Raw genomic sequence first — 23,787 nt, forward strand, 5'->3', positions numbered from 1 at the left:
CCTGGGGGTGTCACTCGGTTCCGTCGCCGCCGCGCCGGAGCACCAGCGCCGCGTTCGAGCCCATCAGGCCCCGGCTCAGCACCAGCGCGGTCCGCAGGTCCGCCGGGCGGGCGACACCGGTCACCAGATCGAGGTCGTGGCAGACGTCGACGACATTGGGGGTGGGCGGCACGACGCCGTGCTCCATCGCCAGCACCGCGGCGGCGGCGTCCAGCACCGGAGCGCCGCAGTACGCCCGGCCGATACCGGTCTTGGGCGCGGTGACCGGCACGTGCCGGGCGCGGTGCCCCAGCGCGTCGCCGAGCGCGAGCACCTCGGCCCGGTCGGCCGCGGGGACGCCGAGCGCGTCGGCGAAGACCACGTCGATCTCCTCCGGGGCGCACCGGGCCTCGGCCAGCGCGCCGCAGATCGCCTGCGCCAGCCCCTCGCGGGACTTCTCCCACTGGGCCGCGCCGGTGAAGGTAGCGGCGTGACCGGCCACTTCGGCCCGGATCCGGACGCCGCGCGCGAGCGCCTCCCGCTCCGCCTCGACCACCAGCATCGCCCCGCCCTCGGCGGGCACGAAGCCGCAGGCCCGCGCGGTGAAGGGGAGATAGGCGCGGGTCGGGTGGGACGCGCGGCTGAGGTCGGCGTAACCGAGCTGGCAGACGATGGAGTACGGAGCCAGCGGGGCCTCCGCCGCTCCGACGACGACCGCGTCGGTGCCCCGCCGGATGTTCCGGGCGGCGTGGGCGAGCGCGTCCAGGCCGCCCGCCTCGTCACTGGCCACCACACCACAGGGGCCCTTGAAGCCGCCGCGGATGGAGATCTGGCCGGTGCTGGCCGCGTAGAACCAGGCGATGGACTGGTAGGGGCCGACATAGCGCGACCCCTTCCCCCACAGCCGCTGCAGCTCCCGCTGGCCGAACTCGCCGCCGCCGGAGCCGGCCGCCGTGACCACGCCCACCCCGAACGGCGAACCGCCGGGGTCCAGCCGGGCGTCGTCCAGCGCCAGACCGGCCGCGGCCATGGCGAAGTGGGTGAAGCGGTCGGTCTGGACGAGGTACCGCTCCTCGATCACGGCACCCGGGTCGAAGCCGCGGACCTCTCCGGCGATCCGGAGCGGCAGCTCCTCGCACCCCTCGCGGGTCACCAGGTCCAGAACGCTGACCCCTTCCTTCGTCGCTTTCCAGAAGGCGTCGGTGCCGGTCCCGTTGGGGGCGACCACACCGATGCCGGTGACGACCGAACGGCGTTCTTCCTGGGGGCTCATCGCGTCCTCCCGCGTGCTGTGCTCATGACCACCGCGGACTGGAATCCGCCGAACCCGCTGCCGACCGAGAGCACCGTCCGCAGCGGCATGGAGCGGGCGGTCCGGGGCACGTAGTCGAGATCGCACTCCGGGTCCGGTGTCTCGTAGTTCGCCGTCGGCGGCACCACCCCGTGCGCCATGGCGAGGGTGCACGCCACGATCTCGATCGCCCCGATCGCGCCCAGCGAGTGCCCCACCATGGACTTGATCGAGCTCATCGGGATCTCGTACGCGTGGGCGCCCAGCGAGCGCTTCACCGCGGCGGTCTCGTGCCGGTCGTTCTGCTGGGTGCCGGAACCGTGCGCGTTGACGTAGTCGATCTCCGAGCTGTCGATCCGGGCGTGGGCGAGGGCGCGGTCGATGGCCTCGGCCATCTCCAGGCCCTCCTTGGTCAGCCCGGTCATGTGGTGGGCGTTGCCGAACGTGGCGTAGCCCCGGATCTCGCAGTAGACGCGGGCGCCGCGGGCCCGGGCGTGGTCCAGGTCCTCCAGCACGAGGACGGCGCCGCCCTCGCCCATGACGAAACCGTCGCGGTGCGCGTCGAACGGCCGTGAGGCGTGGGCCGGGTCGTCGTTGTTGGGTGAGGTCGCTTTGATCGCGTCGAAGCAGGCGACCGTGATGGGGGAGATCGGCGAGTCCGAGGCGCCCGCGATGCAGACGTCGACCCGGCCCTCCTCGATGGCGTGGAAGGCGTAGCCGATCGCGTCCAGGCCGGAGGTGCACCCGGTGGAGACCGTCTGCACCGGGCCGAACGCGCTGATCTGCTCGGCCACTTCCGAGGCGAGCGCGCTGGGCGAGAACGCCCGGTGCAGATGCGGCCCGGCCGGCCGGTGGTCCACGTCCCAGCGTTCGCCGCCGGCGCTGACCTTCACGTAGTCGTGCTCCAGGCGGGTGGTGCCGCCGACCGCGGTGCCCAGCGACACCCCGATCCGCCACGGGTTCTCCGCCTCCAGCTCCAGACCGGAGTCCCGCACCGCCTCCTCGGCGGCGACCATCGCGAACTGGACGTACCGGTCCGCGCGCGCCACCTCCTCCTCGTCCAGGCCGTGCGCGGCCGGGTCGAAGTCGCACTCGGCGGCGATCCGCGAGCGGAACCCCTCCGGGTTGAAGAGGGTGATGCCCCGGGTCGCCGTGCGGCCGGAGGACAGCAGGTCCCAGAAGGCCGGCACGCCCACCCCGCCGGGGGCGACGATGCCGACTCCGGTGACCGCGACACGCCGGGTCACGAGACGGACCCCGCGCGGTCCGGGGGCTCCGCCTGCGCGGTGGCCTCCGTTCCCTCGGTGTCGACGTGGCCGAGCTCCGGGCGCGGGGCCAGCGGGCCGAGATGGAAGACCATCCGGGCCTCGGTCCTCCCGACATTGCGGAACCGGTGCCGCATGTGCTGCGGGATCATCAGACCCTGGTCGGGCCGGAGCGGATGCGGTTCCCCGTCGAGGTCCACCTCGAGCGTCCCCGCCACCACGTACACGAACTCCTCGGAGTACGGGTGGTAGTGCTCCCCGATGCGCTCGCCGGGCTGCACGATGGCCAGGCCCATGAAGCCGCTCGTGGCGCCTACCGCGGTGGGGGTGAGCATGGCGCGCAGGTCTCCGCCGCGCCGGCGGTTGGGCTGGGTCTCGGAGAGATCCACGATGCGGGGTGCGTGCGTGGTCATGATGCCTACCTCCAGGTGGCGTTGCGACGACGGGGATGTGCCAGGCCGCGCCGGACGGGACCGGCGGTGCCGCTCTGCGGTCAGGAGTCGGTGGCGCGGCGGTCGGTGAGGGGGGACATGTCGGCGTGCGCGAGGAAGCTCAGCAGTCCCCGGTGGTCCGTCAGGGTGTGGCCCTCCGGGAGGTCCAGCAGCCGGGTGAGCACCGCCGCCGTGCGCTTGCCGGTGACCCCGACCACCGGGACCGGCGCATGCTCCACCGGACCGCGCAGGTCGACCATCCGGACGACGATGTCGTCGCGCTGGAAGATGGTGCTGCCCACGATGGGGTTCTCCGGGTCGTGCGCCCCCTGCTCCTCCTGGAGGGCGAGCAGCCGGGCCACCGCCATGCCGCAGCCGGGCTTGACCGGGTAGAGCAGGGCGTGCCGCTCGACGTCGGCCGCCTCGGCGGTGCCGGAGGCCACCCGGTGCACCGCCGGCAGGGCGGCCCGGGTGAAGAAGACCCGCGCGGAATCCGGGTCGGCCAGGTCCCGGTCCTGTTCGAGGTACGGGTTGATCGCCTCTTCGACGGCCCGGACCTCGGGCTGCTGCGCCACATGGCGCAGCGCCGCGATCAGGTCGCCCTGCACCTCGACGGCCCGGACGACCCGGTTGCCGTGCAGGAACAGCGAGGTACGCCGCAGGCTCGTGGTGTCGTCCACCCGGGCCGCGGGGGAGCGGTAGCCGGACAGGATCTCGGCGACCTTGCTCTCGCTCCCGGGTTTCACGGTGAAGGTGAGGGCGTGCCGGACCACCCCGTCGCCGATCCGCGGAGTGGACTGGAGCCTGCTCCGCGACGATTCGGGGGTGTGCACTCCTATCCCCGGCGTCTCGCGCAGGATGCTGAACCGCAGGGAGCGCGTGTCGCGCACGCAGCTGTGCAGCGGCTGCACCATCTCGACGTGCGCCTCGCTGTTCACCCAGGCCAGGAACGGCGGGGCGCTCTCCCACTCGCTGGTGATGAGCCACTGCGAGGGGTTCTCGATGGACTGGCAGAGCTGGTCGCTGATGTGGCCCGGGACGGAGGCCACCCGGCTGCGAAGGTGCTCGTAGGCCTCGAGAAAGCGCTGCTGGGCGCCGTCGTGGATGTCCAGCAGCAGAATCACCCGAAGTCGGGAGCCGTCGAAGGCGGACTGCGAGACCTTCTCCGACACCTTCTCTGACAGCGTTGTCATATTCCACATCTCCTTCGCGCCGGGTTTCAGCCCCTGAGGTTCTGCGGTCACGTGCCGTGGGAGGGATGCGGGTGTGCGACCGGGCGCTGCGCCTGGTCGTCGGTACCCGCCCCATGGCCGGGCAGTGTCCCGGGAGCGTCGTCGCACCCGGGGACGCCGGCGCGATGCGGCCGGTCTCGGTGCCCGCAATCGATCGTCAGCCGGTCCCACGGATGGCGCGAGATGTGTGAGCCATACGAGTGAAAGCCCGAACGGAGCTTCGCTCGTCGGGCATGGACAGATGTGTACCCCGTTCGGGCGCCGAGGGTTGGTGCAGGTCGGCAGGAGCTGGTGCAGATGAAGAACGCGAAGATCGACGACCGGGTGCCCGTGCTCATCGTGGGCGGCTCCCTGGTGGGTCTGTCCGCCTCCCTGTTCCTGGGACGGCTGGGCGTACCGCACCTGCTGGTCGAGAAGCACGCCGGAACCTCCCACCACCCCCGCGGACGCGGGAACAACGTCCGCACGATGGAACTGTTCCGCACGGCCGGCGCGGAGCAGGCGATCCGCGACGCCGCGTCCGTCCTGGCCGGCAACCACGGCATCCTGCAGGCCGGATCGCTCACCGGCGACGACCAGGAGTGGCTGTTCAAGGAGATCGACCCGGGCGGCGCCCTGGCCCGCTTCAGCCCGAGCGGCTGGTGCCTGTGCAGCCAGAACGACCTGGAGCCGGTGCTCGTCCGGCACGCCGGGGCGACCGGCGGCGAGCTGCGCTTCGGCACCGAACTCCGCTCCTTCGAGCAGGACGCGGACGGGGTGCGGGCCGTGCTGCGCAACCGGGAGACCGGCGAGGAGCGCACCGTCCACGCCGACTACCTCGTCGCCGCCGACGGACCCCGCAGCCCCGCCAGGGAACACCTCGGCATCGGACAGACCGGCCACGGCGACCTGTTCCACAACGTGAGCATCACCTTCCGCGCGCCCCGGCTCGCCGAGGTGGTGGGCGACCGCCTCTTCATCGCCTGCTACCTGACCAACCCCGAGGCCGACGGCGCCCTGCTCCCGGTCGACAACCGGGAGCACTGGGTCTTCCACGCGCCCTGGCACCCCGAGGACGGGGAGCCCCTGGAGGATTTCACCGACGAGCGGTGCGTGGCCCACATCCGCACCGCCACCGGCGTGCCCGACCTGGAGGTCGAGATCACCGGCAAGGCCCCCTGGCACGCCGCGGAACGGGTCGCCGAGCGCTACCACTCGGGGCGGGTGTTCCTCGCCGGGGACTCCGCCCACGAGATGTCCCCGACCGGCGCGTTCGGCTCGAACACCGGCATCCAGGACGCCCACAACCTCGCCTGGAAGCTCGCCGCCGTCCTGGGCGGCTGGGCCGGCCCCGGGCTGCTCGACACCTACGGCGAGGAGCGGCAGCCGGTGGCCCGCGCCACGAGCGCCCGCGCCTCGGCCCGCTCCGCCGAGCACAGCCACCCCGGCTACGCCGCCGCGCCCGGCGCGGGCGGCGGCCGGCAGAGCGGCGTGCTGACCGTGGCCCTGGGCTACCGCTACCCCCGGGGCGCCGTCCTCGGCGTCGACCCCGACCTGCCCGTCGTCCCCGACCGGATGCAGCTGACGGGCGACCCGGGCACCCGCGCCCCGCACCTGTGGCTGCAGCGCTTCGGTACCCGGCTCTCCACCCTGGACCTCTACGAGCGGTCGTTCGTGCTGCTCAGCGGCGTCGAGAGCACCGCGTGGCACTCCGCCGCCAAGCGGGTCGCCGACGAACTGGGCGTGCCCCTGGAGTCGCACCGCATCGGCAGCACCCAGGCCGGCGACCTGGCCACCGAGGACGGCGCCGACTGGGCGGAGCCGCACGGCGTCACACCGGGCGGCGCGGTCCTGGTCCGGCCGGACGGCTTCGTCGCCTGGCGCGCGACGGGCCCCGTCCCGGAGCCGGACCGGACCCTGCGGGACGTGATGACGGAGCTGCTGCGGCGGGACTGATCCGTAGGGATCCTTCCTGCAAGGACCCCTGATTCAGTGTCATGCCCTGGCGCTCCGCGAGGTGGAGCGGTGCCCTGGAGCCAAGTCGCCGAACGCTGCTGGCAGCGAGGTTCGTTCTGCGATGCTGGAGGCCGATCGAGAGGGGCCGCGGCGATGCAGTGGAAGATCCACGGGGAACGTCCGATCTACGAGAACAGCTGGGTGAACCTGTGGCTCACCGATGTGGAGACGCCGGACGGGAACCGCTGGGAGCACCACGTCGTCAAGCTCCGGCACCTGGCCGTGGCCGCCGTGGTCAACGAGCGGCATGAGGTTCTGATGATGTGGCGGCACCGCTTCATCACGAACGCCTGGGCGTGGGAGCTGCCCATGGGCCTGGTCGAGGAAGGCGAGACGCCGGCCGACGCGGCTGCCCGTGAGGTTCTGGAGGAGACCGGCTGGCGTCCCGGTCCCCTCAAGCCGCTGATCTACGCCGAGCCGGCCAACGGCATCACCGACTCCCAGCACCACCTCTTCCGCGCCGACGGCGCGACGTACGAAGGCCCGCCGACCGAGAAGAACGAGTCGGACCGGATCGAGTGGATCCCGTTGGCCGACGTGCGGGGCATGATCGACCGCCGCGAGATCGTCAGCAGTGGCTCCCTCGTCGGGCTGCTCTACGTGCTCATGGACGAGGCGATCCGCTGATCTGCCGGGGCAGCACCTCCCGGAGCCGAACCTCGAACGCCACCGCGGCCGGCTCCCGGCGGAAGGGCTCCAACTGCTCGTAGAAATCATGGACGTCGCCGACGACTTGTGGTGAGCGCGCGGCCCCGGCTCCCGTCCACCCCACACGACTCCCGGCCCCATCCGGCAGGCCTGGGCTGTTCGGTTCCCGGCCCGCCCCTGGCCTCCCCGGTCTCCTCGCGCGGCGTTCCGCGTCCATGAGAGGGTGACCTTCCGGGCCCGACCCGGACGAGCCGGACCGGCTCCGCCACTGCGGCGGCCGGTCGCAACAGCCGTCCCGACGCCCGCGTTTGCGGTGTTCCGGCGTGCCGTCCCTCCGCCGGTCTCCTCCTCTCCCGGCCGCTCCGGTCCGCCCGATGGCCGTCTCCTCCGTCACGGCACCTCGCTCCCGCCTTCCGGGGGCGTTCCGAGGTGCGCACCCTCCCCTCCGCACGGTTCCTTGCGGTGCCCCGCCGACGCGCGGGCGCGCCGTCCGTGACGTGCCGCCCCCGGGCGGCAGGAGAGGTGTGACCGATGACGGTGCCGAGCAGTCGTGCGCTGCGGCGGCGGGCGTTCGCCGCGGTGGCCCTGGGGGTGTTCGCCGTCCAGCTGGACGCGTTCGCGCTCAATCCGGCCCTGCCCCGGATCGGCCGGGACTTCGGCATCCGGGGCGACGGGCTGTCCTGGGTGGTCGGCGCGTATCTGCTGGCGGCCGGTGCGCTGATGCCCGGCGCGGGCGGACTGGCGGACCGGTTCGGCCGGCGGCGGATGCTGGTGGCCGGGCTGACGCTCTTCGCGGCCGCGTCGGCCGGCGGCGGGCTCGCCCCGTCCCCGGCGGCGCTGATCACGGCCCGGGTGTTGCAGGGCGCGGGCGCGGCGCTGCTGATGACGGCGGGCCTGGCGCTGCTGACCGCCGTCCATCCGCCGCGGCTCCGGCCACGCGCCACGGGAGGGGCGCTGGGCATCGCGGGCGTCGCCACGGCCTGCGGCCCGGCGGTCGGCGGGGTGCTCACCGAAGCGCTGTCCTGGCGGGCGGTGTTCTGGGCTGCCGTCCTGCCCGCGGCTGCCGCGGCGCTGCTCGCCCGCGGCCTGCCCGAGTCCGGAGACCTGTCGGAGTCCGGCGGTCTGCCGGAATCCCGAGGCCTGTCGGAGTCCCGCGGCCTGCCGGAGTCCCGAGGCCTGCCAAAGCCCCGCGCTCTGCCGGAGTCCCGCGGCCCCGGACTGTCCCGGGCCGCCCGCCGCCGCCCGGTGGACCGGCTGAGCCCGGTCGCCGGTACGGCCGCGGTGGCGGCGCTTGCCGGAGCCCTCGACCGCGGACGGGTCCGGGGCTGGGCGTCCTGTGAGGCCGTCGCTCTGCTGGCCGTGGCCGTCACCCTGTCGGTCGTCCTGGTGCGCACCGCCGCCCGCCCGTGGGTGGACCCCGCGCTGTTCCGGAACCGGTCCTACCTGGTGCTCACCGTGGCGGGTGCCGCCGGCAACACCGCGACCTGCGCCTTCCTGCTCGTGGTGCCCCAGCTCCTGCAGGAGGTCCAGGGGCTGTCTCCGACGGCCGCCGGAGCGGCGTTCCTGGCGCCGTCCGCGGCCATGGCCCTCGCGGGCCCGGTCGCCGGGCGGATCCCTCCGGCGCGGGCCGTCGCGGCGATGGCCGCGTGCCTGGCCACCGCTGCCGCCGCCCTGGTCCTGCTGCGCCCGGCCGGTGCGCTGCCGGGCCTCCTCGTCGTCGCCACGGTCTGCGGCGCGGCACTCGGGGTCGCCAACGCCCTGACCTTGACGGCCACGCAGGCCCTCGTCCCGCCGGAACGGGCGGGAGCGGCCTCCGGGGTGACGAAGAGCGCCGTCACATTGACCGCCGGGCTCGGCCTGCCGTCCGGCCCGGCCACGGACCCGGTGGCCGCCAGCACGGCACCGGCCTGGGCGCTCCTCGGATGCCTGCTCTGCGCCGCCGCACTCGTCCGGCCGGCGGTCAGAGCCAGCCGTTGCGGCGGAACCCGCGGTGCATGGCGAAGCAGGCGACCGCGATGACCGCCAGCGCCAGCGGATAGCCGAACGTCCAGTGCTTCTCCGGCATGTAGACGAAGTTCATGCCGTAGACGCCACACACCATGGTGGGCACCGCGATGATCGCGGCCCAGGACGTGATCTTGCGCATGTCCTCGTTCTGCGCCACCGTCACCTGGGCCAGATGGGCCTGCAGGATCGAGTTGAGCAGGTCGTCGAAGGACGAGATCTGCTCGGTGACCCGGGCCAAGTGGTCGCTGACGTCCCGGAAGTAGGTCTGGATGTCCGGGTCGACCAACGGCCCCGGCCGGGTGGACAGGCTCTCCAACGGGCGTCCCAGCGGGGCCACCGCCCGCTTGATCTCCAGCAGTTCCCGCTTGAGCTGATAGATCCGCCCCGCGTCGGTCCCGCTGGTGCGGTCCGCGGAGAACACCTCGGTCTCCACCGTGTCGATGTCGTCCTGGACGGCGGCGGTCACTTCGAGGTAGTCGTCGACCACATGGTCGGCTATGGCGTGCAGCACCGCCGAGGGGCCCTTGGAGAGCTGGTCGGGCGCGGCCTCCAGCCCCTCGCGGAGCGGCCCGAGCGAGCCGTGGCGGCCGTGCCGGACGGTGACGACGAAGTCGGGGCCGGTGAACACCATGATCTCGCCGGTCTCCACCACCTCGCTGGTCGCGGTCAGCTCGGCGTGGTCGACGTAACAGAGGGTCTTGAAGACGGCGAACAGCGTGTCGTCGTAGTGCACCACCTTGGGCCGCTGATGGGCGTGGACCGCGTCCTCGACGGCCAGCGGGTGCAGCCCGAAGAGCTCGGCGATCCCGGCGAACTGCTCCTCGGTGGGTTCGTGCAGGCCCAGCCAGACGAAGCCGTTCCCGGCCTTGCGTACCCGCTCGACCGCCTCCTCGGCCGGGCAGTCGCCCACCTGCCGTACCCCGTCCAGGTACACCACACAGTTCACGACCGCACTGCCGAGCGGCGAGCGGACCGGGTGGCTCAGGTCCACCTTCCGCCGGGCTGCGGGAAGGCGCACGGCCTTCCGTAGGGTGCGGATCATCGACATGCGCTGTGCTCCTCGTGCTCCTTCGGCCGGGCAGGGCATGGTCCGGCTCCGGCGGACCCTACCCAGGAAGGCGGTCCCGGGGACAGCTCGGCCGGAGGGCCGGCCTCCGTCCGCCGTCCCGCCGGAGCCCTCCGAGTCCCATCCGGACGGCTCTGCCAGCGGAGCCTCGTCCACCGCGGAGCGGAGCGGTCCGCGAGGCGTCGGTCGTACGAACTACACTGCACGATCATGAATTTGGGGGATTCGCTGGCCACCGGTCAGCGCTCACTGGGAGATCCGTCCGTCAGCTACCCGCTGTGGCCGCCGATGACCAGCGGCTGCCCGCGGACCAGCACCGACGAGGTCGCCCACCCGGTCGAGGTGGACTACGCCTACGGCCGGGTGCCGCGGAACCTCTTCGACCGCGCGGCCGCGAGTGGCGTCCCCGCGGGCGGCGGTCTGGAACGCTGGGCGCCGCTGCTGCCGCCGCTGGCCGCGCCCGGCCTCGCCGAGGGCGGCACCCCGCTGGTGGATCTGGGCGACGGCGTCTACATCAAGGACGAGTCGCGCAATCCCACCTGGAGCCACAAGGACCGGCTGAACCGCTGCACCGCGAGCGCCGCGGTCGGGAGCGGCGCCGAGGGCATCGTGGTGGCCTCCTCCGGCAACCACGGCGCGTCCGCGGCGGCCTACGCGGCCCGCGCCGGTCTCCGCTGTGTGGTGCTGTGCTCCGCGGACGCGCCCCCGGCGGTGCGCTCCTTCCTGCAGGCCTACGGCGCCGTCGTGCTGCCCGTGCCGACGGAGGCCCGCTGGCCGCTGCTGCGGCGGATCGTCGACCGGCTCGGCTTCCACCCGGTCAGCAACCTGACACCGCAGTCCCACACCGGACACGCCTTCGGCCCCGAGGGCTACAAGAGCGTCGCCTACGAGATCTTCACCGAACTCGGCGTACCGCAAGCCGTGTTCGTGCCGACCGGGTACGGCGAGCTGCTGTTCGGCATCTGGAAGGGCTTCGCGGAGCTGGTGCGGCTCGGCCTGGCCGACCGGACCCCGCGGGTGTACAGCTGCGAGCCCGCCGCCGGGGGACCGCTGCACGCCGCCCTCCGTGCGGGCCGCCCCGCCCTCACCGTCCCGTCCGGCCCGACCGGCGCCTACGCGATCGACTGCACCGTCGGCGGCGTCCGCGGCACCATGGCCGTCCGGGAGAGCGGCGGCGACGCGCTGCTGGTCGACGACGCGGCCCTGGCCGCCGCCCAGGCCGAGCTGTCCCGGTCCGGGCTGTGGCCGGAGCTGTCCGCCGCGGCCGGTCTCGCCGGGCTGCGCGGCCTGGGCGACCGGAGCGGCCCGGTGGTGTGCGTCTCCACCTCCAGCGGATTCAAGGACCGCGGCGTGGGCGAGGCTGCCACCGACCCCGTCGACCCGGACTGGGACGCGGTCGCGGCGCGGCTGCGGAAGGCCGGCCTGCCGGCGTGAGCCCGGCCCCGTAGCGGGGCCGCGGCGCGAGAGGTCCCGTCGCCGGGGTGGCGTCCGCCCGGGGGCCGGGGGCCGGGGTCCGAGGCCCAGCTCGGCACGGCCGGGCGCGTGACGCCTCCCGGCGGCCCGGGCGCGGCTCCCCGCGCGAGCCGTGGCTCCCGGATGCGGACGGCGTGCGCGCCGAGGCCGCGCGGCCGTCGCCGCGGGACGGCCCTGCGGCAGGACGGCCCCCGCCCCGGCCACTATCGTCGGCTGTACGAGGCGAACGGCACCGCACCGGCCGCCACCGCGGGCCGCCGGGCCGACTCCGCCCACCGGCCGAGGTGACGGACATGACCATCCGAACGGACACCATCCGGAAGAGCGGCCCGCTCCACTGGGAGCCCAGTGAGCGCTGGGTGCGCGGTACCAAGGGCGGGACCACGGTCGTCGACAGCCGCCATCCCGTCCTGGTCTGGCAACCGGACCTTCCGGTGCCGTGCTACACCTTCCCCGGGAGCGAGGTCCGCACCGACCTGCTGCGCGACGCCCGGCGGCCCGACACCGGTGCCCACTGCGGGGCGACGCTCTTCTACGACCTCCACCTCGACGGCGCGGTGACCGAGAACGCCGCCTGGACCTTCCCCGGGGAGGAGCTGGCCGGGCACATCTCCTTCGAGTGGTTCGGCCGCGAGGTCCTGGACCACTGGTACGAGGAGGACGAGGAGATCTTCGTCCACCCCCGGGACCCGCACGCCCGGGTCGACCCGCTGCCCAGCAGCCGCCACGTCCGGGTGGAGATCGACGGGGTCCCCGTCGCCGAGACCCACCGGCCGGTGCTCCTCTTCGAGACCGGCCTCCCGGTCCGCTACTACATTCCGCGCGAGGATGTCCGCTTCGACCTGCTCACGCCCACCGACCACCGCACCCGCTGCCCGTACAAGGGCATCGCACGGTACTGGTCCTGGTCCCGCGGCGGCCCCGGGCTGACCGATGTGGCCTGGACCTATCCGGAGCCCGTGGTCGCCGCGGGAGCGGTCCGGGATCTGGTGTGCTTCTACAACGAGGCCGTCGACCTCGTCGTGGACGGGGAGCGGCTGCAACGCCCGGTCACCGTCTTCAGCGACCAGCGCCCCTGAAGCGCCGGGTGCCGGTACCAGCGCCAGCCGTCCCACCGGCACGGTGTCGAGCGGCTGTCCGAGGATCTCATGGGGCGGGTAGCCGAGCAGTTCGTCGGCCGCGGGGCTCCACCCGATGACGACGTCCTGGCCGTCCAGCACTGCCGTGGCCGCCCTCGTGACATCGAGGGGCCGCGGAAATCGATGCCTTCGGCCGCGTTCCATGCACTCATGGCACCAGCTCAGGCCGGGTTCGTTACTAGCAGAATCGATCCGGACGGAGAGGGACACAAGCGGTGACGATAATCCGACTGTGATACTGGGGGCAGTAAGTCTGTGCGTGTCCCTGGGGGGGAACGAGTTTGAAGGTCAGGATTGCCCACCGCCCGGTGGCTGTGGCCATGGCGGGGGGCGTGGTCGCGCTTGCGCTGGTCATGGCGTCCTCCGGGGCTGACAGCCCGTCGGATGACAACTCCGAGCCCGTGGCGGGCTCCGCTTCCCGTGCTCCCGCGCACGGCGGGGCGGAGGCCCGGCGGAAGGCCGGATCGCAGCACGCGAAGCAGAGGCGGGCCCGGGAGTGGGACGGGAAGGTGAAGGTCCTGGGCGACGGCTCGACCTCGTACACCGGCCCGCAGCCGCGCCAGCCGAAGCCGAAGCGCCTGAAACCAGGACAGAAACCGCCGCAGTTCGTCGTCTTCTCCTGGGACGGCGCCCTGCAGGGTGAGGACCGGCTGTTCTCCCACTTCCGTGAGGTGGCCAAGGAGAACAACGCCAGCATGACGTTCTTCCTCACCAGCATGTATCTGCTGCCGAAGTCGCAGCGGACGCTGTACCGGCCGCCCCGGCACGACCCCGGCTCCGCGGCCATCTCGTTCGCCACCGACGACCACATCAGGACCACCCTGGACCAGGTGGGCGGGGCCTGGCGGGACGGCAACGAGATCGGCACCCACTTCAACGGGCACTTCTGCGGCCCCAAGGGCGGCGGTGACTGGACCCCCGCCGAGTGGAAGAGCGAGATCCGCCAGTCCTACTCGTTCGTGGAGAACTGGAAGACGAACACCGGCTTCAAGGACCTCCCGCCGCTGCCCTTCGACTTCGAGGAGGAGCTCGCCGGCGGCCGGGCCCCGTGCCTGGAGGGCCAGAAGAACCTGCTCGAGGCGGCCCGCTCGTTCGGCTGGCGGTACGACGCCAGCTCCTCCGGCGACTTCCAGATATGGCCCTCCAAGACCGACGGGATCTGGAACTTCCCGCTCCAGCTGCTGCCGTACCCGGACAAGGAAGTCCAGGTGCTGTCCATGGACTTCAACTTCCTCTTCAACCAGTCCGGCGACAGCACCGAGGGCGACCCGGCCAAGTACGACCAGTGGGAGAGGGAGACCCGGCAGGGCTATCTGAACGGGTTCGAGCGGGTCTACCACGGCAGCCGTGCGCCGCTGTTCATCGGCAACCACTTCGAGGACTGGAACGGCGGCATCTACATGCGGGCCGTCGAGGACGTGATGAAGGAGGTGTGCAACCGCGACGGTGTGCGGTGCGTGTCCTTCCGCCAGCTCGCGGACTGGCTGGACGCCCAGGACCCCAAGGTCCTGGACCAGCTGCGCGCCCTGGACCCGGCCCAGGAACCGGACTGGAAGCGGTTCGCCCGCTGACCCGGACGGCGTCCGTCCGCCGGCCTCGGACGGACGCCACCCCGACGGACGCCACCCGACGAACGCCTGGCCGCGGTCGCCGAACGGGCGCCGGGCCGTGGCCGCCGGATCCCGCCGGCCGCGGCCGACCCCGGGCCCGGAACCTGCTGCCGCGCCGCCCCGAACGGGCCGCGCGGCAGCAGGCGTGAGCGGTCAGGACCGGGCAGCCGCCTGCCGCCGGGCCGACGCCTTCATGTAGTCGGTCCAGATCTCGGCCGGATAGCCGCTGCCGGCGGTGTCCTTCGGCGCGCCTCCCAGGCCGTCCAGCGGCAGCAGCTGCAGCGTCCGGGGCTCCAGCCGGAACACCGACACCGCCGTCGACACCTTGCTGTCGTACCCCACGAACCAGGCGGAGTTGTTCTCCTCGGAGGTCCCGGTCTTGCCCGCCATCTCCGGCCCGAGCGCCTTGGCCCGCTGCGCCGTGCCCTCCTGCACCGCGCCCCGCAGCGCGTCGGTGACCTGCCCTGCCACCCCGCTGTCCAGCACCCGCCTGGCCCGCGGCCGGGGCATCGGCACGGTGTCGCCGTTGCGGGTGACCCGCCGCACCGAGTACGGCTCGGTGTGCCGGCCGTTCGACGCGAACGTCCCGTACGCACTGGCCATCCGGATCGCGCTGGGCGTGGAGTTGCCGAGCGAGAAGGCCGGCACCTGCGGGCCGAAACTGCCCGGCAGCAGCCCCGCCGCGGTCGCGGTCCGGCGCACCCGGTCCAGACCGACGTCCATGCCGAGCTGGATGAGCGGGGTGTTGACCGAATGCACCATCGCCTTGCGCAGCGGGATCCGGCCCCAGGACCGTTCCCCCTCGTTGCGGCCCTTGACGATCTTCCCGCTGCGGTCCCAGTAGGGGCCCTCGGGGGTGCGGACGGAGATCTTGTCGTCGCCGTCGTAGACGGTCTCCGGGGAGACCGGCGTCCTGCTGCCCTCCCGCTCGCGGCGGACACCGTCCTCCAGGGCCGCCGCGTACACGAACGGCGTGAACGACGTGCCTGCCGGCACGGTCACCGCGTTGGCGTCGTTGAGCCCCTGCTTGAGGTAGTCCGGCCCGCCGTGCACAGCCAGGATCCGGCCGTCGGGGGCGACCGAGGCGGCGCCCACCCGGACGTGCTCGTCGACGGACCGGCGGTCCGGGTCGAGCTTCTTCCGCACCTTCTTCACCGCCGTGGTCAGTGCGTCCACCCGCGGCTTCTCGAAGGTCGTGTAGATCTGGTAGCCGCCCAGGTCGAACTCGGCGTCCGAGACCGTGGTGTTCTTGCTGACGTACGCCTTGGCCATCTCGATGAGATAGCCGCTCTGACCACTGGAGTCGGTGGCCCGCGGCCGTGCCCGGGGCTCCGGGAAGGTGGTGTACTCGGCCCGCTCCGCGGCGGACAGCTTGCCGATGTCGACCATCCGGTCGAGCACCCAGCTCCACCGCTCCTCGGCCCGCCGGTGGTTCGCCTTGCTGATCGCCGGGTCGTACAGCGCGGCGCCCTTGAGCAGCGAGGCAAGGAAGGCGCCCTCGCTCGCGTTGAGCTCGGAGACCTCCTTGCCGTAGTACGCCTGGGCGGCGCGCTGCAGGCCGTAGGTGCCGCGGCCGAACCAGCTGGTGTTGAGGTAGCCCTCCAGGATGTCCTTCTTGCTCATCCTCTGGTCCAGCTTGATGGCGATGAGCATCTCGTTGAGCTTGCGGGAGAAGTTCTGGTCCTGGTCCAGATAGACGTTCTTCACGTACTGCTGGGTGATGGTGGAGCCGCCCTGGGTGTTGCCCCCGGTGCCCATCCGCAGCACGGCGCGCATGATGCCCGAGGGGGAGACCCCGGAGTCGGTGTAGAACGTCTTGTTCTCGGCGGCCAGCACCGCCCACTGGACGTCCTCCGGCACCTTCTCCAGCGGCATCTCCTGGCGGCTGACCCAGCCGGTCCGGGCCATCTTGGTGCCGTCGGCCCAGTAGTAGATGTTGTCCTGCTGGGTGGCGAACGAGTTGAGGTTCTCCGGTATGCGCGCCTGCGAGTACGCGTAGCCGATGAACAGCGTCAGCGCGCCGGTGCTCGTCCCCACCACCGCCAGCACCTGCCGCCACGACGGCACCCAGCGGCGGAAGCCCTTCCGGCCCGGCCGCGGATACTCCCAGCGCATCCGCCGGGCCAGCCGGGCGACCGCCGGGAACCTGTCGTCGACCGCGGTGACGCCGCTCCGCAGCCGGCGTACCGCTTCCCCGCGCAGCCCGGTGGACGGCTGCTTACGCCGATGCTTGCTCATGCCCGACCACCGTCACCCGCAGTGATCCCCATTCCGACCTGCACATTCCCCCCACTGTCCGGATGCGACCACCCGGTCGCCCCCCTGCCCCCACGGCGGTGTCAGCCTATGCGGCCGACGCGGCCGCCCCGCCCCGGACCCCCGATTCGGTTCGGACGAACGAGCGACGCATGAGCGAGACTGTTCACAGCCGAGCGACCAGGAGCAGCAACGTGGCGAAGTACCAGGACACTTACCGCAGCAGTCTGACCGACCCCGAGGGGTTCTGGCTGGGAGCGGCGGAGGCGATCGACTGGGAGCGGGTACCCGCCCGTGCGCTGGACAGCGAACAGGCCCCCTTGTACCGCTGGTTCCCCGACGGACGCCTGAACACCTGCCACAACGCCCTCGACCGGCACGTCGAGGCCGGCCACGGCGACCGCACCGCCCTGATCCACGACTCGGCGTACACCGGGGAACAGCGCTCGTACACCTACACCGAGCTGCGCGACCTGGTGGCCCGGTTCGCCGGGGTGCTCCGCGCGCAGGGCGTCGGAGCCGGCGACCGGGTGGTCATCTATCTGCCGATGGTGCCGGAGGCGGCCGTCGCGATGCTCGCCTGCGCGCGGCTCGGCGCTGTGCACTCCGTCGTCTTCGGCGGCTTCGCTCCCCGGGAGCTGGCCGCCCGGGTGGACGACGCCCGGCCGAAGGTGCTGGTCACCGCCTCCTGCGGGATCGAGCCCGGCCGGGTCGTGGCGTACCGGCCCATGGTCGACGAGGCGCTGCGGCTCGCCGGCCACCGGCCCGACCGCGTCATCCTTCTCCAGCGCGAGCAGCTGCGCGCCGAGCCGGTCGACGGCGATCTCGACTGGGACGAGGCGATGGCCGCCGCCGAGCCCGCGCCCTGCGTCCCGGTCGACGCCACCGACCCGCTCTACATCCTCTACACCTCGGGGACCACCGGACGGCCCAAGGGCGTGGTGCGGGACAACGGCGGCCACGCCGTCGCCCTGGCCTGGTCGATGGCGAACGTCTACGACATCGGCCCCGGCGACGTGTGGTGGACGGCCTCCGACGTCGGCTGGGTCGTCGGCCACTCCTACATCGTCTACGCACCCCTGCTGGTCGGCGCGACCACGGTGCTCTACGAGGGCAAGCCGGTCGGCACCCCGGACGCCGCGGCGTTCTGGCGGGTGATCGCCCAGCACGGGGTGAAGGCACTCTTCACCGCCCCCACCGCACTCCGCGCCATCAAGAAGGTCGACCCGCGGGGCGAACTGCTCGCCGGCCACGACCTGTCCGGCTTCCGGACCCTCTTCCTGGCCGGCGAACGGCTCGACCCCGAGACCTACCACTGGTCCGCGGACATCCTCGGTGTGCCGGTCATCGACCACTGGTGGCAGACGGAGACCGGCTGGGCGGTGGCCGCCAACCTCCGGGGCCTGGACCCGATGCCCGTCAAGCCGGGCTCGCCGACGGTCCCGGTGCCGGGCTACGACGTACGGATCCTGGACGAGCAGGGCGCCGAGGTGCCGCCCGGCACCGAAGGGGCGATCTGTATCCGGCTCCCGCTGCCGCCGGGGACGCTGCCGACGCTCTGGGGCGACGACGACCGGTACATCCGCTCCTATCTGTCACGCTTCGAGGGCCACTACCTCACCGGGGACGGCGGATACCGGGACGAGGACGGCTACCTCTACGTCATGGGCCGGACCGACGACGTGATCAACGTGGCCGGCCACCGGCTGTCCACCGGGTCGATGGAAGCCGTCCTGGCCGCCCACCCCGCGGTGGCCGAGTGCGCGGTGATCGGCGTCGCGGACTCCCTGAAGGGCCAGGTGCCGCGCGGCCTGGTGGTGCTCAAGGCGGGCGCCGCGTACGACCCGGACGAACTGCGTGCCGAACTGGTCGCGGCGGTGCGCTCCGAGATCGGACCGGTGGCGGCGTTCAAGGAGGTGGACGTGGTCGCCGGGCTGCCGAAGACCAGGTCCGGCAAGATCCTGCGGAAGTCCATGCGATCCCTCGCGGAGGGCCGGGACGAGCCGGTGCCGTCGACCATCGAGGACCCGGCGGTCCTCGACGCCCTGCGGGAGGTGCTCCGGCCGGGTGGTGAACCGGGCGCGGGGAAGACCTCCGGCGCGTAGCCACACGGCGCTGGGAAAGCCCGGGGTTGTCCGCACCTGACGCCGCGCGTTGTCCGCCCGAAGGACGGGCGGGGCACCGCGGGGCCTCCCGGCAGGACTGAACCGTACTGCCACGGGCGTACCGCCGACACGGCCGTGGTACGCCCGTGGCGTCAGGGCAGCCGGGGAAGCGGCTGCCGGGCGCGCCTACTTGTAGCCGAAGTCCTGCGTCCAGTACGCCCGGAGCTTGCCGCCGAACGCGACGCCCACCCCGCTCGCCTTGGACGAGCAGCTGAGGATGTTCTTCCGGTGGCCGGGGCTCTCCATCCAGGCCCGGAAGGCGCCCTCGGGCGTCCGCTCCCAGGCGTCGATGTTCTCCGCGTGGGCGTCCTCGTAGCCTTGCGCCTCCATCCGCTCCTTCGGGTCCGGGCCGCCGCCCGGGGCGGTGTGGGCGTAGAAGTTGTGAGCCTTCATGTCCTCGCTGTGCAGCCGGGCGGCCTTCGCCAGCCGCTTGTCATTGTGCAGCGGCTCGCAGCCGTGCTCCTTGCGTGCCTTGTTGACGAGCCGGAGTATCTCCGCCTCGTAACGGGCCGCGCGGCTGCGCTGCTTCGTCGCGGACGGCTCCGCGGTGGGCTCCTCCGTCGGGGTCGCGCTGTCCGCCGGGGCGGTGGTGCGCGGGGCGGTGGACCGGTCGTCGGGCCGGCCGTACTCGGTGGAGGCGTTCGCGCCGTCGTCCGAGGACAGCACGGCCATCGTTCCGGCGACGGTTCCGGCCGCGACGGCGAGGGCGATCGGCACGATCCGGACCCGGCGCCGGTGGGCGCCACGGGAACGGGAACCGGCGGAGGGGCCAGGCTGTGGTGCTGTCATGCGAGATGACTCCATGGGGTGGGGGATGGGATTCCCGCGCGGGCCGGCATGGCGAACCCAAGAAGCACATGGCCCGCAATGGGCAGGGGTGTGTCCGGATTGCAACGGCCCCTCGCGGGGACCGGATTACCGTATCAAGAGGAACGCGGCACTCCGCCACCTTGGGAGGGTGAAGACCGCGTTCGCAGCCGAAATGGCAGAGGAGGGTGGAAAATTCCGCAGGACCTCCGGGTGAGGAATTCGGCGCCGGGCTGCTCCCCTTCCCGCCTGTCCCTCCCTTTGTCGTTCCGGTCTCTGTCCAGCTCGGCGGCCACATCCCGTCCGACCAGGGGCTTTGGTGCGCCAGGGCAACTTATTAGACCGTCGGAACGTGATCGTTCACGCTCCTTGAAGGATGAGTGTGTGCCGGACGCCTTCTTCCCGTCCGGGAGTCGGTGTGAATTCAGGTGAACTTCATTCGCGATCCTCTGGGGTTGCCCTCGTAGTAATACGAACTGTCAAGAGCGGAGGCTCCGTGGATGTGATATTGCGTGCGGCGATGCGGCGGATGCCTTTTCCTTGTGCGTCGGGCGTTCCTGCGTGGATTCCGCTGCCTGTTGTGTGGCGAAGAGGTCCGCGCCGCGCCGGCCGCGGAATTCCCCAGGATCGGTGTGCGTTCACCGCCGACCGCCGACCGCCGACCGCCGACCGCCGACCGCTCTCCCGCGCCCGGCAAGGGGTGCGGCGTGCCGGCCGGTGGATCGGGGCGACGATGGACGGACCGGGCCGACGGGTGGATCAGGCCGACGGCTGGTCCGGACCTCGCACCTTCTGCTACTGATGGGTAGCCTGGCGGGTCGCCAGCGGCCGGTGCGGGCAGGGCGCCTCCTCCGGCAGGTCGTACGCGGGGAGGATTTGAGCCATGGCAGCACCGTCCGACGCTCCGGACGCCTTCTTCGAGCCGCTCTCCGAGGGCCGGTACGCGCCGACGGAGTGCACCCGGGGGCCGTGGGACCCGGACTCCCAGCACGCGGGGCCGCCCGCCGCGCTCCTCGCCCGGGCGGCCGAGCGCCGGACCGGTGCGCGCGAGGACATGCGGCTGGTCCGCATCAGCTACGAGATCATCCGCCCCGTGCCGATCACGCCACTCGCCGTGGAGGTCCGGGTGGCCCGCTCCGGCCGGAGTGTGGAACTGCTGGAGCTCTCCCTCACGCCCGAGGGCGGCGACCCGGTGATGCGCGCCACCGCGGTGCGGATCCGGACGGCCGAGGACTGCGTACCGGCCGTGGTTCCCGGGCCGCAGGTGCCCGCCCCCGAGAAGGCCGGCACCAGGACGTTCTTCGAGGTCCCCTGGGACACCGGCTACCACACGGCGATGGAATTCCGGTTCGCCGCTGGGGAGTTCGTCGAGAACGGCCCGGCCACCTGCTGGATGCGGCCCCGGGTGCCGCTGGTCGCGGGCGAGCGGACCGGGGGCCTGGAGCGGGTCCTGATGGCGGCGGACTCCGGCAACGGCATCAGCAACGTCCTCGACTTCCGGTCGCAGCTCTTCGTCAACCCCGACCTGACCGTCCATCTGCACCGCCACCCGGTGGGGGAGTGGGTGTGCGTGGACGCCCGGACGAGCGTGGACGCGGCCGGCATCGGTCTGGCCGAGGCGGCGCTGCACGACGAGAACGGGCCCATCGGCCGGAGCGCGCAGAGCCTGTTCGTGGGACCGCGCGGCTGAAGCGGCATCGACCCTCGGGGGCCCCGAGCCCCCGGAGTGTCCATGACCGGCGGCGCCGCCTCCTTGCGGGCCGCCGGTCGGGCCACTCCGTCGCGGGCTGTCGGTCGGGCCGCTCCGTCACAGGCGCCGCCGGGCCCGGCGGCGCCTGTAACGCCGCTGGGCCCGGCGGCCCTCACCTCACGGCCAGGCGGCGCTGAAGTCGATTTCCTCCGCCCACCGCGGGTTGTCGATCAGCGGGTTCCGGTTGCCCTGGATCTCGAAGATCGCCGCATTGCGGTGCCGTTCGTAGTCGCTCACCGGGTCCTCGGCGTGCCAGGACAGCAGAAGGTCCAGGCGCTCCTGCGGGAACTCGCCCTCGGCGTCGCCGATGAGCTTCGGGTAGCGCAGCAGGAAGTAGAGGGTGGCCCGGGCCACCGTGCCCTTCCCCGCCGACGGCTCGAACTTCTTCGTCTCCCGGCGTCCGCAGTCGTTGCGTACGGCTTCCTCCCGGTCGGGGAAGTCGAAGTAGGGGATGTTGCCGCGGAAGCTGTTGCACCCCGACTCGCAGGCGAACAGATGGTGCAGGTCGCCGCGCATCGGCTCGTCCTTGCCGAACCAGGACTGCGGGACCACGTGCTCGCAGTTGAACGGCAGGGCCGCCTCCAGGGCGTCGAGCTCGGCACCGAGCGCGGACGGATCCGGGGCGCTCTCGCGCCGCAGGAACTCCTCCCAGCGCCCGATCCGGGCGTCCTCCGCGGCGGCGTCCGCCCGGATGAACTCCTCCGGCGAGAAGCTCTTCCCGGAGTAGATGCTGCGCAGGTGCAGATCCGGGTGGAGATCCACCCAGGGGTAGACCATCCGCATCGGCTTGTACGCGGGCCGGCGCTCGTGGGTGGACTCCAGCAGCCGGGCCAGGGCGCGGAGCAGCCCGGCGGCGGAGGTGGTCCGGATGTCCGCGTAGTACGCCTCGCGCGCGGCCCGGTCCTCCTCGGCCTCGTAGTACGGGCGGGTCCGGCCGGCCTCCAGATTGACCAGCGCGGCATGGACGTCCTGGTCGGCGGGCCGGTGCCCGTCCGGCTCCACCGGGGGAGCCGCGGGCGTGGCACCGGCGGACGGTCCGGTGGCCGGTGCCGCCGCGGTCATCGGTGGAACGGGCCCGGGGGCGACGGAGATCCCGGGGGCCGTCGGGCCGACGCCCACGCTGAACCGCAGCGGAACCGTCCACTGCATGACGCCCGCGGCGCCGGGGGCGATCCCCGGGGCCGCTCCGGTGGCCGGACCGGCGGCGGCCGCCTGAGGCGCCTGCGGGGCCTTCCCGTTGCCGGCCGACCCGTTCGAGCCGTGCGCCGTGGACGCAGTCGCCGCGGCCGGGGATGCCGTCACCGGGGAGGGCGCGCCCTCGTCCGGAAGCGGTCCGCCGCCCGCCGCGAACACCTGCTCCCGCAGCTCGGCGGCGGGGGTGCTCAACGGGAACTGCCGCAGCGCGTCCAGCACCCGGCTGATCCGTACGCCCTCGTTCGCCTTCCACGCCAGCCGCTGTTCGCCCATCTCCGGGCTCCAGCGGGTGCCGTCGACGGCGAGCAGGTTCCCCGCGGCGTCGGTCCGCGGAACGCCCGAGTGGTGCAGGGCGACGACCTCCCACTGGTCGTTGAAGACCGGCGAGCCCGACGAACCCGGTGCCGTGTCGGTGTCGTAGTGCACGAACATCTCGAGCAGGTCCACGACCTGGTTCTCCCGCAGCGCCAGCTGCTTGGGCTCGCCGTTGGGATGCTGGATGATGTTGACCAGCTCGCCCAGGATGACCATGCCCTGTGCCTCGCTCAGCCGCAGATGGCCGAAGGAGTCGAGCGGAACGCCGTCCGGCCCGCGCCCGGCCACCGCGACCAGCGAGAAGTCGAGGGCGCGGTCGGTGACGAAGAACCGTTCCGGCTCCAGGTCGAAGGCCACCGGGGCGAGGGGCCGCCCGGTCACCCCTGCCTCGAAGTTGAAGGCGATGATCCCGCGGCTCGCCTCCTCCGCGGTGCGCAGCACATGGTTGTTGGTCATCAGCAGGGACGGGGACACCATGAAGCCGGTGCCGTGGTGGGCCTCGCGTCCGCGGACCGTCACCCGCCCGATCGACCGCCCCGCCAGGTACCCGGCCTGCAGGAACCGGACCTCGATCAGATCGTTCCGGCCCATGAGGCGTTCCAGGCCGAGAACGTCGGCGCCGAAGCTCTCCGGTTCCAGGGGCAGGCTGCTGCCCGCGCTGGCCCGAGCGGGAGTCCGGTCGAGTGCGCTGGCCAGTGACCAGTCCACGCCCAGCCGCGCCAGACGTTTGTTCACCCGCTCCGGAGTGTCCGCGTAGAGGACGCCGCGGCGGTCCAGTACCTCGCGGCTCCGCTCCCGCTCCGTGGCGCGGTCGTCATAGCGGCGGCGGGTCTCCTCGACGCGGGAGAGATGGTCGGATTGTGCCTGCGCCGGGCGCTGCGCGGTAATCACAGCCGCCTCCTGGTCTCACATCTGTACGTGCTGAGGGGTGGGGTGTGCGGCCGCTCCTTCCATTGTGGACCCGAACGACAGGTACCGCTCACCCGAACGGCGTAGTCCCTGTCATGAATATCGAAACCCCGTCATGGATACCGATACCTTCCGCATTTGTTTCCCTTTCAATTCTCGACAGCTCAACTCTCGACAGCTCAACAAGCGATGGCGCAGCCGTTTCTCCTATGCTCGAACAGGGGCCATACATCGGTTCTCGGCTGAGGAGCAGCC

General features: G+C 72.5%; 16 protein-coding genes. 8 read left to right on the forward strand and 8 right to left on the reverse strand.

Going from position 1 to position 23,787, the window contains the following annotated elements; all coding sequences use genetic code 11:
• Positions 1-10: 10 nt before the first annotated feature.
• The 4 genes from ABT112_RS00415 to ABT112_RS00430 all read right to left on the reverse strand — a co-directional run bounded on the left by ABT112_RS00415 (position 11) and on the right by ABT112_RS00430 (position 4,159).
• A complete protein-coding gene (locus ABT112_RS00415; RefSeq protein ID WP_351503862.1) occupies positions 11-1,252 on the reverse strand; it encodes a beta-ketoacyl synthase N-terminal-like domain-containing protein in 1,242 nt (413 codons plus the stop codon).
• The gene (locus ABT112_RS00420) at positions 1,249-2,517 is read right to left on the reverse strand and encodes a beta-ketoacyl-[acyl-carrier-protein] synthase family protein (protein WP_351503864.1); all 1,269 of its coding nucleotides are present in this window, start codon (positions 2,515-2,517) and stop codon (positions 1,249-1,251) included. Before ABT112_RS00420 ends, ABT112_RS00415 begins: the two co-directional genes overlap by 4 nt.
• Positions 2,514-2,948 carry a cupin domain-containing protein gene (locus ABT112_RS00425; RefSeq protein WP_351503866.1) on the reverse strand — a complete coding sequence of 145 codons (435 nt, stop codon included), beginning with the start codon at positions 2,946-2,948 and terminating at the stop codon, positions 2,514-2,516. The genes ABT112_RS00420 and ABT112_RS00425 overlap by 4 nt, the downstream gene beginning before the upstream one ends.
• Positions 2,949-3,028: 80 nt before the next feature.
• Complete coding sequence (locus ABT112_RS00430) at positions 3,029-4,159, reverse strand: SchA/CurD-like domain-containing protein (RefSeq protein ID WP_351503868.1); 1,131 nt, start codon at positions 4,157-4,159, stop codon at positions 3,029-3,031.
• A 336-nt stretch (positions 4,160-4,495) separates the two neighbouring features.
• Between ABT112_RS00430 and ABT112_RS00435 the strand changes: the two genes are divergently transcribed.
• From ABT112_RS00435 to ABT112_RS00445, 3 genes are all read left to right on the forward strand, one after another.
• Positions 4,496-6,133 carry an FAD-dependent oxidoreductase gene (locus tag ABT112_RS00435; RefSeq protein WP_351503870.1) on the forward strand — a complete coding sequence of 546 codons (1,638 nt, stop codon included), beginning with the start codon at positions 4,496-4,498 and terminating at the stop codon, positions 6,131-6,133.
• Positions 6,134-6,286: 153 nt separating this feature from the next.
• The gene (locus ABT112_RS00440; RefSeq protein ID WP_351503872.1) at positions 6,287-6,820 is read left to right on the forward strand and encodes an NUDIX hydrolase; all 534 of its coding nucleotides are present in this window, start codon (positions 6,287-6,289) and stop codon (positions 6,818-6,820) included.
• Positions 6,821-7,372: 552 nt separating this feature from the next.
• Positions 7,373-8,860 carry an MFS transporter gene (locus ABT112_RS00445; protein WP_351503874.1) on the forward strand — a complete coding sequence of 496 codons (1,488 nt, stop codon included), beginning with the start codon at positions 7,373-7,375 and terminating at the stop codon, positions 8,858-8,860.
• Here ABT112_RS00445 and ABT112_RS00450 read toward each other — a convergent pair.
• Positions 8,802-9,896, reverse strand: a complete 1,095-nt coding sequence (locus ABT112_RS00450) for a magnesium and cobalt transport protein CorA (protein WP_351503876.1) — start codon at positions 9,894-9,896, stop codon at positions 8,802-8,804. The genes ABT112_RS00445 and ABT112_RS00450 overlap by 59 nt on opposite strands.
• A gap of 228 nt (positions 9,897-10,124) precedes the next feature.
• Here ABT112_RS00450 and ABT112_RS00455 point away from each other — a divergent pair, with 228 nt between their 5' ends.
• The 3 genes from ABT112_RS00455 (at position 10,125) to ABT112_RS00465 (ending at position 14,097) form a co-directional block, all read left to right on the forward strand.
• Positions 10,125-11,348 (forward strand): threonine synthase, encoded by a 1,224-nt coding sequence (locus ABT112_RS00455; protein ID WP_351503878.1) that lies wholly within the window; start codon positions 10,125-10,127, stop codon positions 11,346-11,348.
• A gap of 332 nt (positions 11,349-11,680) precedes the next feature.
• Positions 11,681-12,466 carry a DUF427 domain-containing protein gene (locus tag ABT112_RS00460; protein WP_351503880.1) on the forward strand — a complete coding sequence of 262 codons (786 nt, stop codon included), beginning with the start codon at positions 11,681-11,683 and terminating at the stop codon, positions 12,464-12,466.
• A gap of 380 nt (positions 12,467-12,846) precedes the next feature.
• Positions 12,847-14,097, forward strand: a complete 1,251-nt coding sequence (locus tag ABT112_RS00465) for a polysaccharide deacetylase family protein (RefSeq protein ID WP_502975214.1) — start codon at positions 12,847-12,849, stop codon at positions 14,095-14,097.
• A 192-nt stretch (positions 14,098-14,289) separates the two neighbouring features.
• Here the strand turns inward: ABT112_RS00465 and ABT112_RS00470 are convergent, their stop codons facing one another.
• Positions 14,290-16,374 (reverse strand): transglycosylase domain-containing protein, encoded by a 2,085-nt coding sequence (locus ABT112_RS00470; RefSeq protein WP_502975199.1) that lies wholly within the window; start codon positions 16,372-16,374, stop codon positions 14,290-14,292.
• A gap of 170 nt (positions 16,375-16,544) precedes the next feature.
• Between ABT112_RS00470 and ABT112_RS00475 the strand changes: the two genes are divergently transcribed.
• Positions 16,545-18,497, forward strand: coding sequence for a propionyl-CoA synthetase (locus ABT112_RS00475; protein ID WP_502975200.1), 1,953 nt, complete (start codon positions 16,545-16,547; stop codon positions 18,495-18,497).
• A 186-nt stretch (positions 18,498-18,683) separates the two neighbouring features.
• Here ABT112_RS00475 and ABT112_RS00480 read toward each other — a convergent pair whose 3' ends face one another.
• A complete protein-coding gene (locus ABT112_RS00480) occupies positions 18,684-19,346 on the reverse strand; it encodes a CAP domain-containing protein (protein ID WP_351503883.1) in 663 nt (220 codons plus the stop codon).
• A gap of 901 nt (positions 19,347-20,247) precedes the next feature.
• On the opposite strand from ABT112_RS00480, the gene ABT112_RS00485 reads away from it, so the two are divergent.
• Positions 20,248-21,054, forward strand: coding sequence for a thioesterase family protein (locus tag ABT112_RS00485; protein WP_351503885.1), 807 nt, complete (start codon positions 20,248-20,250; stop codon positions 21,052-21,054).
• 177 nt (positions 21,055-21,231) lie between these two features.
• Here ABT112_RS00485 and ABT112_RS00490 read toward each other — a convergent pair whose 3' ends face one another.
• Positions 21,232-23,514 (reverse strand): endonuclease, encoded by a 2,283-nt coding sequence (locus ABT112_RS00490; RefSeq protein ID WP_351503887.1) that lies wholly within the window; start codon positions 23,512-23,514, stop codon positions 21,232-21,234.
• Positions 23,515-23,787: the final 273 nt, after the last annotated feature.

Origin of the sequence: Streptomyces sp. NPDC002055, from assembly GCF_040296705.1 — a bacterium.
In the GTDB taxonomy this organism is placed as follows: domain Bacteria; phylum Actinomycetota; class Actinomycetes; order Streptomycetales; family Streptomycetaceae; genus Streptomyces.

Excerpts from the sequence above, each read along its gene's own strand:
- ABT112_RS00475 (WP_502975200.1), top strand. The coding sequence starts at position 16,545 with ATGAGCGAGACTGTTCACAGCCGAGCGACCAGGAGCAGCAACGTGGCG.
- ABT112_RS00450 (WP_351503876.1), bottom strand. The coding sequence starts at position 9,896 with ATGTCGATGATCCGCACCCTACGGAAGGCCGTGCGCCTTCCCGCAGCC.
- ABT112_RS00470 (WP_502975199.1), bottom strand. The coding sequence starts at position 16,374 with ATGAGCAAGCATCGGCGTAAGCAGCCGTCCACCGGGCTGCGCGGGGAA.
- ABT112_RS00445 (WP_351503874.1), top strand. The coding sequence starts at position 7,373 with ATGACGGTGCCGAGCAGTCGTGCGCTGCGGCGGCGGGCGTTCGCCGCG.
- ABT112_RS00480 (WP_351503883.1), bottom strand. The coding sequence starts at position 19,346 with ATGACAGCACCACAGCCTGGCCCCTCCGCCGGTTCCCGTTCCCGTGGC.
- ABT112_RS00425 (WP_351503866.1), bottom strand. The coding sequence starts at position 2,948 with ATGACCACGCACGCACCCCGCATCGTGGATCTCTCCGAGACCCAGCCC.
- ABT112_RS00435 (WP_351503870.1), top strand. The coding sequence starts at position 4,496 with ATGAAGAACGCGAAGATCGACGACCGGGTGCCCGTGCTCATCGTGGGC.
- ABT112_RS00485 (WP_351503885.1), top strand. The coding sequence starts at position 20,248 with ATGGCAGCACCGTCCGACGCTCCGGACGCCTTCTTCGAGCCGCTCTCC.
- ABT112_RS00455 (WP_351503878.1), top strand. The coding sequence starts at position 10,125 with ATGAATTTGGGGGATTCGCTGGCCACCGGTCAGCGCTCACTGGGAGAT.
- ABT112_RS00465 (WP_502975214.1), top strand. The coding sequence starts at position 12,847 with ATGGCGGGGGGCGTGGTCGCGCTTGCGCTGGTCATGGCGTCCTCCGGG.
- ABT112_RS00415 (WP_351503862.1), bottom strand. The coding sequence starts at position 1,252 with ATGAGCCCCCAGGAAGAACGCCGTTCGGTCGTCACCGGCATCGGTGTG.
- ABT112_RS00460 (WP_351503880.1), top strand. The coding sequence starts at position 11,681 with ATGACCATCCGAACGGACACCATCCGGAAGAGCGGCCCGCTCCACTGG.
- ABT112_RS00430 (WP_351503868.1), bottom strand. The coding sequence starts at position 4,159 with ATGACAACGCTGTCAGAGAAGGTGTCGGAGAAGGTCTCGCAGTCCGCC.
- ABT112_RS00440 (WP_351503872.1), top strand. The coding sequence starts at position 6,287 with ATGCAGTGGAAGATCCACGGGGAACGTCCGATCTACGAGAACAGCTGG.